This is a genomic window from Paenibacillus xylanexedens (genome assembly GCF_007680605.1).
Lineage (GTDB): Bacteria > Bacillota > Bacilli > Paenibacillales > Paenibacillaceae > Paenibacillus > Paenibacillus xylanexedens_B.
On the sequence record NZ_VEIO01000018.1, the window covers coordinates 1 to 15708 of the forward strand.

5 protein-coding genes are annotated in these 15708 nt (G+C 41.3%); all 5 read right to left on the reverse strand.

Annotated elements, in window-relative coordinates:
- Positions 1 to 192: 192 nt before the first annotated feature.
- Entirely contained in the window at positions 193 to 1083 is an 891-nt protein-coding gene (locus FS818_RS28095) for a glycosyltransferase family 17 protein (protein ID WP_145336691.1), read from the reverse strand.
- Complete coding sequence (locus FS818_RS28100) at positions 1070 to 9025, reverse strand: non-ribosomal peptide synthetase (RefSeq protein WP_260984875.1); 7956 nt, start codon at positions 9023 to 9025, stop codon at positions 1070 to 1072. The genes FS818_RS28095 and FS818_RS28100 overlap by 14 nt, the downstream gene beginning before the upstream one ends.
- A 1171-nt stretch (positions 9026 to 10196) precedes the next feature.
- Positions 10197 to 10928, reverse strand: a complete 732-nt coding sequence (locus tag FS818_RS28105; protein WP_145336695.1) for a thioesterase II family protein — start codon at positions 10926 to 10928, stop codon at positions 10197 to 10199.
- A 221-nt stretch (positions 10929 to 11149) separates the two neighbouring features.
- Positions 11150 to 11989: an aldo/keto reductase gene (locus tag FS818_RS28110; RefSeq protein ID WP_145336697.1), complete on the reverse strand. Its 840-nt coding sequence runs from the start codon at positions 11987 to 11989 to the stop codon at positions 11150 to 11152.
- 95 nt (positions 11990 to 12084) lie between these two features.
- A complete protein-coding gene (locus FS818_RS28115) occupies positions 12085 to 15693 on the reverse strand; it encodes a non-ribosomal peptide synthetase family protein (RefSeq protein WP_260989988.1) in 3609 nt (1202 codons plus the stop codon).
- Positions 15694 to 15708: the final 15 nt, after the last annotated feature.

The window sequence follows — 15708 nt, forward strand, 5'->3', positions numbered from 1 at the left end:
ATTGAAAGTAACTGCTTCCTGTAGTTGTCCAGCAGTCCTTGCATCGTGCTTTCCTCGTACTCCTGCTTATCGTATGTCACGCTCAGTATCAGCTTCCCTTCCACTACATTCCCTGCAAAGTCCAACGCATAAACCCGCTCCGATTGCGAATTCATAAACAGTCAGTAGGGGCCAAGGACATAGAGCCGTTGATCAATCACGACCCTCATAAAAAAGATCACCTGTTTGGAGTTCTTGCAGAGCGGGTAAAAACGATTTTTCGTTATCCAAATACAACTCTGTATCAAGATAGTACAGCTTTTTATCATTTAGACACTGATTGATGTAGTCTTCGCTCACGATGCTTTTGTCCTTGACATTAGCCGAAAATGCTTGAAGCTTGGGGAGTGCAGTTTGGCGATAGTCAAGCCATGAATGATGAAACCCTGCTGGTTCTTCTATACAGTAGATGTCCTGATAAAGCCCTTCCGAAATCCCCTTCTTCCTTAGATAATCTCCCGAGAAAGGCATGCTTCTGAAAAAACGTCCTGTCATAGCATAAACGCGATAGCTCCAATCAGGAGCGCCATGATTAGAACGGCAAAATAGATTGAGAAAAAACACGGAGTAGTGCATTTTGACGGTAATAACCTGACGTCTTTTCACCTCCGAGACAATTCGATCTGCCATCCGACTATCGATGATTTCATCAAAATCAGCCAATATAACCACATCGTCATCCTCTACCTGCTCTCGCAAGATTTCAGAACACTGGTTTCTCTGGTATGCTTCGTTATGGAATGCACTGTTGTAGCTAAGCAAACGCCAATACCAACGATCAAAGTTGTTTGCTTGGCAAGTCTCTTGGTTAAAATACAATTGGTGCCGCCCCGGCTTGTGAAACACGTTATCGGCATGAAGCGAATGATAAATCACCTTTGGACCGAGATGAACTGGATTAAAATTACGCGGCTTGTCTGCATAGCTGAATGTCTTGTTGGCCTCTATTACGTGAAGCTCGTCTATCCAGCTTCTCCCTTCTTTCAACTTGATATCTGCAACCCGGTTTTCGTTAAAAAACGGACAAAATTCATAAATTTTCATAACTGAAGTTCCCTTCTTTTATCGTCTTATATGCGTTACCCTCTATGCATTCGCGTAAATATATGGCAAACAGGTTCACCAGTCTGACTACCGTTTCTTTTTCGTAGTGCAGAGTGCTGTAATAACAGGTTAAGCTCAACCTGTCGTGTTTTAAGATGGCCGTCATATTTAACCAATACGCAGAAGGGTTGTCCGGCGCGCTGGTATTTCCGTAAGGAATGGCCAGTGGCTCGTAGAAGTCGTCGGCTTTCCAACCTGTTTCCTCCGATTGATAATGGAACAGCATTCGACTTCCATCTGTAAACGGCTCTGCCTCCGGCTGAATCTCCGGAACGATATACCTCAAAGCAAAATAGTCCATACCTTCATTAGGAATCCTTTGCATCATTGTTTTGATATGATCCAACAATGCCTCAGTATTGTCTGCAAGATCCTGCTTCCCGATGTTAATTCGTACTGGATACGCACCGGCAAAAAATCCAATCGTGCGTTCAATCACAATATTCGGCAAAAAAGATTCTCTTTGGTAGGACATCAAATGCAACAGTAGGTCTGATTGTTTTTTTAAATCGAAACAAGTTTGGGACAATACCGCCAATATGACTCCAAGAGGGCTCATTTGTTTAGTAGCTGCAAATGCCTTTAATTTCTTTACTTGCAAAGTGTCTTCCAGCAAATTAAACGTAATCGTTTCCATATGTCTATGACTTGGCCATTCCTCTGCATCCCGGTCGGTCTCTAGTGATTTGCCCCCTTCAACAACACTCCTCCAATAGGTTTCCGTCTTAGAATCAATACCATTGGATGCATATCTTGTAAGAGCCTCACACCAATCGCGGTAACTGCTTCCTATTTTATCGATCTGTGCATCATCTTCTCTCAAGTTCAATATGAGAATTTGTTTTAAATCATCCAAAATGATATTCATCGACATCCCGTCAAAAATTGAATGATGGAATAAGAGTAACAATACCTGTTTGCTATCGAAGTAATTATCAAATAATACAACTTTCCATAAGGGGCCAGTTTCAATGTTAAACCCTTGCTGAAGATTGGAGCAGTATTCAGAGATAAAAGTGTCATGGGGAGTCGCCTGCTTCCGTAAATCAACATAAGTAACCTGCAACATATTAAGCTCCCGCTCGTATTGATACCACTCTCCATTATCGAGCTGAGCAAAAGTCAACCTCAACGCCGGATGTCGTTTTATTAAGAGCTGTAACGCTCTGTTCAACTCATGGATAGTAGTAGACTTCTTGAGAACGCTTAGGTAAGGGACATTGAACATATTTCGGTTTTTTAAATTTCGTTTAAAAAAACGTCTTTGCACAGCCGATAGTGGAAATCCGTTATGGGGGTAAGTATCCCGGCCCGATAAAGTTATATCTTTAGCCGAAGGGATGGCCAAAAGTTGCGGCAAATCCAGAATCGTTTCGTTCAAGGAGCTTGCCAGCCGTTCTATCGTCTGCTCCCGTAAGATTTGGTTGACCGTAACCGAATACCCAACCTTTTGGAGCATGCTGACCATACGTAGCGCATGGAGCGAGTGACCTCCAAGTGCATGAAAATCTTCATCTTTGCGGATATAATCGATCTTCAGCACGTGACACCAAATCTGTTCAATTTGTTTTTCCAATTCCGTCAAAGTGCCTGATTCGAAATCTTCTTTAGTTTGTTTCACTTGCGGAATTGGGAGAATCTTCTTATCAACTTTTCCGTTCACCGTCAATGGAAACGACTCTAACAAAATATACCGAAAAGGTAGCATATACGATGGAAGGTACTTTGCCATATAGTCTGAAAGTCTCTCTTCCAGCTCTGCTTGCTCTTCTTTGTTCGATGTATAATAAGCAATTACGCGCATTTCTCCGTGAACTTCTCGGGCGAGAACTAGACTTTGTTTTACTTCAGGAAAGTTGCTAAGACGTTGCTCAATTTCCCCTAGCTCGATCCGGATGCCTCGAAGCTTCAACTGGCCATCGCTCCGTCCGATATACTCGATATTGCCGTCCGTCAACCATCTTCCGCGATCACCGGTCCGATACAACATCAAATTCCTTCCTTTGTCACGATCCTCAGCAGAGGCAAAAGGATTAGGAATAAATGCCTCACGCGTCAGTTTATCCCGCTTCCAATATCCCCTTGCGACTCCGTCCCCTCCTACATAAATTTCTCCAACAGCATCGACGGGCAGAACGCCTCTCCTTGCATTTAAAATATAGCAGGTCGTATTACTAATCGGTTTACCGATAGGGATATTACGCAAAAATGGACGATCGATCAGAAAACTTGTCGAAAAGGTGGTGTTCTCCGTTGGACCATACGCATTCAGGATTTTTAGTGACGGATACGCGAGATGGAGCCGATTGATCAACTTCGTTGATAGCACCTCACCGCCTACAATTAACGAACGGAGCCCCGAGAACATTGTTATGTTCTCCTCGATCCAGTGATTGCATAGAGCGGCGCTAAGCCATAACGTGTTAATATCCCAAGCTTGCATCTGTTGCTTTAACAAGGTGAGATTCATAAGTTCATCCTTGGAAACGACAAACAAACGGCCACCATTCAACAGCGCACCCCATATTTCAAACGTAGAAGCGTCAAATACAGGTGAACCGGTATACAGTATTCTTATATCCTGGGAAAACGTAAAGTAGTTCGTATTCTTAACTAAGCGAACAATATTCCGATGTTCAATCATAACCCCCTTCGGCCTCCCTGTTGAACCTGACGTATACATCAGGTAGGCAAGATCACTAGCTACCGCAGGCTTGGAGCCTCTTTCCTTCTGCTCCATAGAAGGCATACCTTCGAAATCATCAGCAATAATCAACTTTAAGCGTTTACCTTGTACAGCCTCCGTTAAGCTATCCGCCTCCCTTGGCAACGTGATGATCGTATCCAGTTCGGCATCCTCGATCAAATCGAGCGTACGTTGTGGCGGGAAATCAGGATCGATCGGTACATAGGCGCATCCCGATTTCAAAATGCCGAGAATTGAAACGATAAATTCGAGCGAACGTGGCATATATACACCAACAAACTTACCATTGACTAGCCCCTCCTTCTCAAGCAAGCCTGCGACATACGCCGACAAACGACTCAGTGTTTCATAAGTTAGAATCTTACCGTATGTGATCACTGCTGGTTGGCTAGATAAAAGTTGTACCTGTTCCTCAAACAGCTCGACTATTGAACTTTCCCTTGGATATTCTGTAAACGTACGATTCCAATCGTAGATGATTCGTTCGTAATCGTCTTGGGATATTAGATCAATGTCACGGACAGCACAATCGGGTTGCTCCAACGCAACATGCAATGCACGGTGGAGATGTGCTGTCAATCTGCTAATTGTTTCTTTCTCGAACCGTTCAGCATCGTACATAAGCTTGATTGTAATTTGCTCTTGATCAGCTACAATAGTGATCGTTATCGGATAATTCGTTTTCTCACGTTCCTCCATTGCGCTCATGTTAAGTCCACATGTCGGCTGGCGGTAGTCGTTCACATAATTTTCAAAAGCGACAATGCTTTGAAATAACGAAGGACTTTGAACAGAGCTCCAGCTTTTCAATTCGGTCAGACTGACATAACAATAATCGTTCAGCTTTTGAATCGTGTAATGAAGGTCTTTTAAATAACTCGTCACGGATTGGTCAGTATTCCACCGCATTATCAACGGAAGTGTATTAATCATTAAACCAGTAATCAGATCCGTTTTGGGAAGGTCGGATCCTCTTCCGGATACAACCATCCCAAATACAGTAACATCTGCATCATTGAGAACTTGCAGTACTTTTCCCCAAGCGAACTGTATCAACGTATTGAGCGATATTTGTGTTTGTCGCACAAACGTTGCTATACGTCTAGTAAAATCCAAATCTAGCTGCAATGTCTCGATCTGTTGTTTTCGAATGGGTTGGTGCACTTCGAAGCTCTTACGGCTAATGTCCATAGGAAGTGGGGTCGGCTCAATAACGTTAGCCAGATAGGTTTTCCAGAACCCCTCAGCTTCTGTTCGATTCTTCGAAATCAACCAGCGAATGTAAAGTTCGAATGAGAGAGATGTATTGCGTTTAGGTGATACGGCTTTAATACTACTATCATAAACATCATGAACCCGATTAAGCAGTAGCGGCAGGCTCCACCCGTCGAGCAAAATATGATGGTAGCTCCAAACAACCGTCCATTCTTCCGGACCGTACTGAATAAGTGCAAGACGATATGCAGGCTGTCTCAGATCAAAGCGGCGTTCTCGGTCTAGTGTCATCCACCGTCCCAGGTACTCTTGTAAATCCAAGGTTTGCGAGCAGATATCCTCTACTATCCAATTCAGATTTGGCTTCTTAATGACGCACTGTACTGGTTCATCCAATCCTTCCCAAACAAAGCACGTCCGTAAGCTATCATTTTCGGTAATGACTCTCTGCCAAGCTTCCTGATATCGCCCGACATCGAGTCTGCCATTGTATTTCCAACTCATCTGCACTACATATTGATCAGAGGAAACGTGATCTAAATAATGGAACAAAAGACCTTTCTGCATGGGACTTAACGGTAGTACCTGATATAAGCCGTATTTCGAATGGTATCTGTTTACAATCATGTCTAGCGAATGCTGTTTGAGAGAAGCAAGCGGAAAATCACTTGGCGTAAACTCTTGGACTTCTTTGCCTTCACAATCCTCAATGACTGAAAGCAAATTTGAGATAAAACTTTCAATTAATCTAGCAATCGTTGCTTCCTCGTAATGACGTTTAGAGTATTTCATAAATAGATGCAGCCTACCTTGAACGATAGAGCAATTGAGCTCCAAAAGGCTAGTTCCGTGGTTTTTAGATGAACTATTATCCTGTGCTGTATCGCTTGTAAAGTTTAGCCACTCACTTTCCGCTTCCCCTTTCATTTCTGTGAAATCAAACTGACCTAGATAGTTGAAAAGGGCTTGCGGATCAGAAGCTGTTAAAGAGGCCCGAACATGCTCAGATGAATCGCAGTACCGTAGAACTCCGTATGAAACTCCATGATCAGGAATGCTGCGCAATTGTTCCTTGACTGATTTAATCGTTTTTCCTAAAGATCTCTCAGATGGCACTTGAATGCAGACGGGAAACATCGACGTAAACCAGCCAATCGTTCTAGTTAAGTCCATGTCAGATACGCAGTGCTCCCGTCCGTGCCCCTCCAGTCTAAAGGCGACCAGTTCCTGTCCTGACCAGTCAGACAACATGAGCGACCAAGCCGTAAGCAATAAATCGTTAATTTGGGTATGATAAGCATGAGCGCACTGATGTATCAATCGCTGCGTATCACTTGTCTGCAACGTTGTAATAATCTCCGCAGTTTCAGTGCAGTTTCTATCATCTGTACAATGATCTACCGGTAATTGAAATGCTTCTGCCCGCTTCAGTACATCAACCCAGTAAGGTACATGACGAGCAGTTCCTTCTTTGGAAACATAATCCGTAATCGCATCCTGCCACTGCTTGAAAGGGCTCTGAACCGGCTTCGGTTCTGAGCCGTGATATAACTGATACAGATCCTGGAGCAAAATGCGCCAAGAAACTCCATCAATGACTAAATGATGAACTGAAAGAAAGAGACGAATTTTTCCATCAAGGTGTCCATCGATCACTCCAGCAATAAGCATTGTTCCCGACTCGTAATTCAGCTCCTCGTTCCATTTTGAACAGATTGCAGTAATTTCTGGATCGGGGTCCTCTGTCTCTCGAATCGTATACGAGGCAACCACCGCGCTAACGTCCGTTCGGTAACGTTGTATGTACGTATTTCCACTACTTACAAATTGTAATGATAGCTCAGGATGAATTTGGATCAAGCGGTTAAGAGCAGACTCCAGCCTCGTAGAATCACAATGGTTAAGAACCAGCATATGAGACTGATTAAAATAATTTGGCTCTTGAAACCGTTGCTCAAAAAACCAGTTCTGAATCGGCGTCAGCCCGAATTCACCCTCCCAATCGAATTCTTTCACCTTTGGCTCATTATCGTCCTGCCAAACTGCTATGGAAGCTAGCTCCTTTACGCTCGGATTGTCCGCCAATTGTCTAGGAGTGAAGACTATGCCCCTATCCCTAGCCATAGACACTGACTGAATAGCAAGAATAGAATCTCCGCCAACAGCATAAAAGTGGTCGTGAACGCCTATGTTTTGCCGCTTAAGCAATTGCCGCCAAACATCCAGTAGCTGTTTCTCCATTTCAGCCTCTCCCGCTATCGCCATTTCTTCAAAGGCATGATTCTCCATACCAATCGGATGCGGAAGTGCAGAACGATCTATTTTACCGTTTACATTCAAAGGAAACACTTCAAGTCTGAAAAAGTAAGAAGGCATCATAAAAGATGGTAGTACGGTAGTCAAGTGCTGAATTAATGTGGATTCTTCCAACTCCATGGAGGACGTGTAATAAGCCGCTAACTTTTGATAATGCCCATCGTACCATGCCTTAACCATGCATTGTATGATTCCTGGATGGTTTCGAATCTGATTCTCGATCTCTCCAAGCTCAATACGGTAACCTCTAATCTTAACTTGATCGTCATTACGGCCTAGAAATATTAATTCCCCGTCTGACGTCCACTTGACGATATCTCCAGTTTTGTATAGTCTCTCGATTCGCCTGGTATAACCTTCTCCCACCATAATCTCTTTATGGACGAATCGTTCCTTAGTCAACTCTTCACGATTCAAGTAACCTCTAGCCAGCCCTACACCACCGACCCATAACTCGCCGGGAACACCGATTGGAACCGGATTTCCATAAGGGTTCAGGACATACAGACGTTTGTTCGAAACCGGTCGTCCGATTGTAATATTTTTTCCCGGTTTGCATATTGCAACAGAACAAATAATTGTCACTTCTGTCGGGCCATAAGCATTTAGGAATAACCGATCCCCCCCACCCCAATCCATTACAAGATCAGGCGTACAAGCTTCTCCAGCTGACACGATTGTGCGCAGGCCCGGCAAATCACGTTTTGTCATCGTTTTTATTATAGATGGTGGCAACATGGCAACATGGATATTTTTTCGCTCTATTATGTTAGAGATATCTTCATAAGGGGGCAAGTCTTCTTCCGAAAGAACAACTAGCGTTCCGCCAATTGATAGTGTTCCGATCCACTCATATACCGAAGCGTCGAAGCTAATGGAGGCGAACTGCATCACCCTTGTATTTGGAGTTAGATCGAACTTGTCAACTATATAGGGTATTAACGCAACAAGTCCGGCGTGTTCTATGAGCGCACCTTTAGGTTTTCCAGTAGAACCGGACGTATAGATGATATATGCCAGATCGCTTGGCTCGACTTCTACATTCAAATTTTCATCTGATCCGCCATACTGCGTCAGACACTCGTCGATACAAATAAGCTGTGGTTCCTCCAAACCACTTTGACGAACAATTGGCTCCAACATGGTAGCCAATTGCCGGGTTGTTAGAATTACTTTCGTTTTTGCATCTTCTAAAATGAACCTGATGCGCTCTTTGGGATAGGCTGGATCAACCGGGAGATAAGCCGCTCCTGTCTTCATCACCCCCAACATGACTGGAATCACATTTTCGCTTCGATCCATAACAATTGTTATAGGCATGGTGTGTAGCTGCTCAAACTGCCCATTAGTTCTGTATACATCCTTTATTATTCGGGCAATCTGGTTTGCTCGACGATTTAATTCTAAGTAGCTCAGCTTCTTCTCACGAAACTCAATGGCAACCGCTTCCGGTGTTCTAACGACCTGTTCCTCAACGAATTGATGAACGGTTTTACTCTTTGAATACACACTGTCCGTGTCATTCCATCGTATAAATTGTTTTTCTTCACTGGTAGTAAGAAACGGATGCGACAGTGCCGGTTTCTCTAGACGGGACAATATACCTTTCAGCAATACTAGGAATTGTTCTGCAATCGTATACATTGGGATCTTGTCTAAATACCTCTTATCATACTGAACCGTATATTCGAGTTCTCCAGGTCGATATTCGTGCAAAATTGTGATCAATGGCTGGTTCTTTTCGCATGAAGAACTATTGGCAATCGGGCTCCACTGGATTTTTACTATCTCAGAAATGGAACATTCACTTGACACAGTCGAAGACATAGGAGACACTTCGACTTGCGTGGATGTTTCTATTTTGGAGCCTTCTCTTTTTCCGTGATCCATTTGTGTCTTCACTTTATGAACCAAATCATAGAAATTATCTTCATTCTGAATTTGTATGAGAAGAGGGTCACACTGAATTAATACATTTTTTTTTATTTTAGGTATAGATGAGTATAATACGGACACCTCATTATTAGCGAGATAATGAGATTTTAGAACAGCCCATACCGTTGTTAGCAAAGATGGCATACAAAGCTGATTTTGGTGAATGAATTCCGTTATAGCTAATACTGTGCTCTCCTCAAGACGAATTTTCTGAGTAATATCCCTCCTCTTAAATCCATTTAATTCCATATTAACAGAATTATTAGGTAGGTTTCTCAATATAGAAAATCCAAATTTTGTTCTATATTTCACAATTCAACACCCTCTTGCTTATTATGTATTCAAACACGAATTAAAGAAAATTATACCATTATAATACATTGAAAGCTAATGATGGTGGATATATTGAATTTTTTTATTGTCTTCTTGCTAGAGCTTTTCATATCTGACTGCAGATGTTATATGGCACGTCTAATGAGACTCTCTCATCGATCTTTAAAGTTTTACGACGAGTATGAGCTCTTCTGGAATATGTCAAGCATAAAGGAACTGCAGAAATTCTCTTATGAATCCATCCTCCCTTAGCTTAATAAAACAAGAGTATAGTTGAGTCTGTACGAAAACTTGCAAATTACTCAGTTATTATCCTTCACAAACGTATGAAGTAAAATTAAAAAAAAAGCATGAGCACGGTATACTACCGAACTCATGCCAACAGTTTCAAAAATCAAAGGCCTATCAAATTTAAACAAAAAAACAGTTAAGGGATAAGTAATTTATTAAAAGATTTCTTAAACGGAGAACAAGACAATTTGTTTCTTTACTTTACTTGAGCTTTTCAAAAATTACTCCACTTATCTCTTCGAACAAAAACAACTCTTTAATTGTATGTTTCAGCTGACTGCATCCCCTGGACCATTTCGTGGATCATTTCAATGATTTGCTCTTTGTAATCGTTAATAAAGAAGTGCCCCCCTTCGTATTGTTTAATGTAAAAATTTTCCCCAGCATGTCTTATCCATTCAGCTACGTCATTCAAAGTCAAACTAGAATCTGCGATGCCTGTTAGTGCTGTCATGTCGCAACCAATTTTATTTGTTTTGGTAGTATAATGATAAGTCTCAACAATCTTAAAATCAGATCTAAGAACCGGAAGAAAAAAATGAAGGAGTTCTTCACTCTGAAATAACAAAGCGGATTGTACACCATCATAATCCATAATACGCTTTTTAAACTGTTCCAGCGGCTTATCATGATATATTATATCCCTTTCCAGATGTGGAGCTTTCCCTCCGGAAACGTACAGATGAATCGGCTCTCGGAACCCCTCCTTTATAAGCTTGTAATACAATTCAAAGGCAAGTAGACTCCCCATGCTATGGCCAAACAGAATATAATTTTCATCCTTTTCCATTACACTAGCAACTTCCCGATATAGATCGTCGACAGCCTCATTCAGATCATTATACAAAGGTTCCCCGGATCTTCTCCCCCGACCAGCCGGTTCCAAAAGGATTAATTCTATATTCTTTTGTAGCTTCCTCTTCCAATTACTATAAATTGTTGCTGAGCCTCCAGCGTAAGGAATACAAAAAAGCTTAATTGTATGCATAGAATATTCGCTCCAATACTAAGATATGAAGTAGGCTGTCCTCTTATTTCTAACCTACTTCAGGATAAACTCTATAAAACCCGTAAATTTTGGATGCAACATTTTATCAGTAATTCCTCTGACGTTTGAAAAGGACAATTCTCCATTTTCCCAAGGAAGAATATTGTTCCGGGGAACGGGCTCTCATATCATAGATATAAGGAATTTTAGATGGGTTTGTTTTAAAATAGAAATTGATCAGGATCAAGTCCAATACGTAAATCTAGATTTAATTGGCTGATACGATCCATATCTTTAGTACTCAATTCAAAATTGAAAATTTGTGCATTTTCACGAATTCGTGAAGGTGTTACTGATTTAGGAATGACTGCAACACCGTTTTGAATGTGCCAACGTAACACGATTTGTGCCATTGTTTTTCCGTACGTTTTACTCAATTCTTCAAATAAAGGCCAGTTTCTTAGTCTACCTCTCATCATTGGACTGTACGCCATCATTTGAATGCCTTGTTCTATGCACCATTGTCGTAGTTCTTGCTGTGACAATAGAGGGTGGCATTCCACCTGGTTAACTGCAGGAACAATCTCACTAGCAGAAATAAGAGTTTGCAGATGATGAATTTGAAAATTACAAACACCTATAGCCCTAACGAAACCCTCCCTATATAATTTCTCTAATGCTCGCCAAGTTTCGATATATTTATCTTTGCCAGGCCAATGAATAAGATACAAATCAATGACATCAACATTTATTTTTCGGCGGCTCAATTCAAATGCCTTTAATGTCGAATCAAAACCATGATCTGCATTCCACACCTTAGTCGTAATAAATATCTCTTCCCTGGGGACACCACTTGATTTTATTGCTTTACCAACCCCAACTTCATTCTCATAAATCATTGCTGTATCAATATTGCGATACCCTTCCTCTAGCGCCTTATGAATAGTGTTTTCTAAATCTTCATCTTCATTTATTTGATATACACCTATTCCAAGTAGAGGCATCAATACATCATTATTTAGGGTTACCTTTTGTTTATCTTGTAAAATACGATCTTTCATTTAGAACATCCTCCTGCCCATAATTCATTTATTCCATTTTTCAATTCACAGCATGCAATACTTTTACAGTATCTTCTTCCTAAAAATGATATTATTTAATCGTTCTTTAAATTGGTAGGAATAAAATGAACGTCCATCATATGTTTGAGCAATTTAGCCAAGTACTCTCCACCTAGATTCGGATATTGAATACCAAGTTGCTTTAAATAATGGACTGTGAACGCAGAATCAATTATCACATTTGATGCACCCGTGTTTGCATCGCCACTAGCCAATTGTGTCATCCAGCCACTAAATATCTCACTTCTAGATTCATCGTTCAATAATGATTTCAGATAATCATTCGCCTCTTCCAAACTCAACTGTAAAAAATTGAATCCTAACTTTTGAAGAGCTTCGTAAATTCGCCCAAATGACACATGACGATGATTAATTATGTGAAATACTTTCCCAATAGCATCTGTAGATTGCATAATATCTACGACTACACTTGAACAAAAATCAATAGGTGTGAACTCTACCATAAACCCTAGTATTTCAGGAAATATCATTTGTACATCAATGAAAGTTTTCAGTTGAAGGTAAAACATATTTTCTTCAATATTCTTTTGAAAGGTTCCATCTGATATCCTTCCAGTTAAATTACCTAACCTGTGTATAGTGAAACGTAAACCTTTAGTTTCAAAAATGAGTCTTTCTGCTTCGAACTTGCTGCGAATATAAAAATTGTCATCATAGTTTTGACCAATAAATAAATCGCTCTCAGTAAACAGATGTTCTTGTTCATCTTCGACATATTTACCTGCAACACTAATTGTAGACATATGATGCAACGAAATTTGATAAGTTAAACAAAAGTCGATTGTATGTTGTACTCCTTGCACATTAGTCTTTTCAAACTCTTCATAATAACCATAATGTTTGACTATTGCCGCAGCATTTACTACAACATCTACAACCTCACCTAATCTTAGATATTCTTCGGATTCGAGCCCAAAGTTAGACTTTGTTATGTCACCTGGATATACATAAATTCTCTTCATCCAGTCAGGAAATTGATCTGCATGAGAATCACCGAAATAATACATTAATTTCTCATATAATCTATTCTGAGCATTAGATAAGTTATTACCTCTGACAATGCAGTGAACATCTGCTTGTGTTTTTACAAGAACTTCATAAAGCAGATGAATTCCGAGAAATCCTGTGGCTCCTAGAAGCAGAACATTTTTGTATGAAACTTTCTCCATACTAATGTCCTTCGGTATCTGTGGTGTACTACGAATGTGCTTCAACTCATCATGACTTTTCCTTTTTTCGCTCTTGCTCTTAATTTTCCCATCGATTTTCCCCGCTAGTTCTCCTATTGTATTGTATGTGTAAAAATCACTAATATTTAAATCCCATTTTAATACATATGTCTTTGTTAACAATGTTAATATATTGAGAGAGTGGCCACCTAATGCAAAAAAGGAATCTTGGACACCAATCGAACTTTCCTTTATTCCTAGCACATTCGAAATAATTTGCACAAGTTTTATCTCCGTGGCGCTACGAGGAGCAATATAGCTCGCTTGTACCTGTGGCATATTGTCAATATGAGAAAGAGAATTACGATCGATCTTTCCATTAGGTGTTAATGGCATGCTGTTCATCTGAATAAAATGTGTTGGGACCATATGACTTGGCAAACGTTCTCTCAAGTATTCCTGCCATTCCTGCACACTGCCTTCTCCTACAACATACGCCGCAAGATTTTTCTGTCCCAGCTTGTCTTCTTGCAAGAGAACCGCTACCTGCTGCAAAGTCGGATGCTGGCTTAGTATCACTTCAATCTCTCCAAGTTCAATCCGGAACCCTCTAATTTTGACCTGATCGTCCATCCTTCCTACGTATAATAGGTTGCCGTCAGACAAATATCTCACCAAATCGCCCGTGCGGTACATTCTAGCTTCAGGATCGTTGTTGAAAGGGTCTGGAAGGAATCTTTCTTCGGTCAACTCTGGGCGATTTAAGTAACCACGGGCTACTCCGGCTCCACCAACATACAATTCTCCGGTAAAACCTTCTGGCACAGGTTGGCGGTGTGGATCCAAAATATATAATCTCGCATTGGCTATTGGTCTTCCTATTGGCGGCAATCCCTTCTGCAAAGGAGAAATCAATCCTGCTGTGGCTACGACTGTACACTCAGTAGGACCGTAGTTGTTGACCAAGGCAAACGGTAATGAATCTGGCGGTGACTGTCTCAACAAATCCCCCGCTGTTAACAAACACCGTAGCGATGTATGTGCTGGCCAGTGCAGATGCATCATTATTTCAGCCATCGGTGTAGGCATAAAACCGATCGTAATTTGTTGCTCAACAATCCAACTCTGCAACGCATGAGGATCAGTTTTCACACGCTCATTGCACAGATACAAACCAGCGCCACTACTCAGATAGGGCCATATTTCTGCTACTGCAGCATCAAACGCAATGCTTGCTATCTGCATTGCACGGTCATGTTCCGTGACTTCATAATATTCCTGATGCCAAAGCACCATGTTAACTAGTGTGTGGTGTTCAACCATAACTCCTTTTGGATTACCAGTAGAACCTGAAGTATAAATTAGATAAGCCATGTTTTGAGGCTTCGTGACAATTGGTATATTCTGATCACTCTCCTGCAACAGTATCTTAGTATCTTTAGCTCCATCCAAGTAGATACATGATATATTATCCGGCACCCAGTCGCTGACTGTACTCTGAGTCACCAGAAGCTCAATCCCTGCATCCTTTACCATATAATGTAGGCGTTGTTGCGGATACGAAGGGTCTAGTGGCACATACGCGCCTCCTGCCTTCAAGATACCCATAATCCCAACAAGTAGATCAACCGAGCGATCCATGCAGATTCCGACCAGGGTTTCCTGCTTAACGCCATGACTTTGCAAGTAGTTCGCAAGCCGATTCGCCATTGTATTTAGTTCTTCATATGTTAATTGCCGCTTGCCATCTACCACAGCTACCGCTTTAGGTCGAGCTGTTGCCTGTTCTTCAAACAGCGCATGAATTGTTTTGCCTTTCTGGTAATCTGCTTTCGTATCGTTAAGTGTCTCTAGCAGGTAAACCTTCTCATCAGGCCCAACTAACTCTATCTCGTTCAGTGGTATATCAATTCTTGCTTCTACTTGCTCTAGAATGGTTTCAAAATGGCTAAGCATTTGTTTAATGATAGCTCTATCATGTTCTAACGCATTGAAGTTGATTTTGATGCCAAGTTGGGACTCCTGCACGTACATCATCACACTTAGCGAATAGTTGGTATGCTCAAAACTACAAATATTAGTGATCTTAAAAGTTTGTTCCTCAATATGCTCGTTAACTTCATAAGTATCTGGATAATTTTGAAAAACAAAAAGGTGATCAATCAAGTTTTGTTTATGTTCCGATTGCGATTGAACCTCGGCTAATGAAAGGTAATCGTATTTCTCCGAATCAAGGGCTCGTTGCTGTAACCATTGGACCGTCTCAATGAACGTATCTACGTCTGCATTCATGCTTAACCGTACCGGCAGGGTATTGATGAACAGACCCACCATATTCTCGACGGCATCGATCTCCGCTGGACGACCCGACACAACCGCGCCGAACACTGCATCATCGGTGTTATTGTATCTGCACAGTAGCAGGCCCCATGCTGTTTGCATCATACTGTTCATCGTAACCTGATGGTA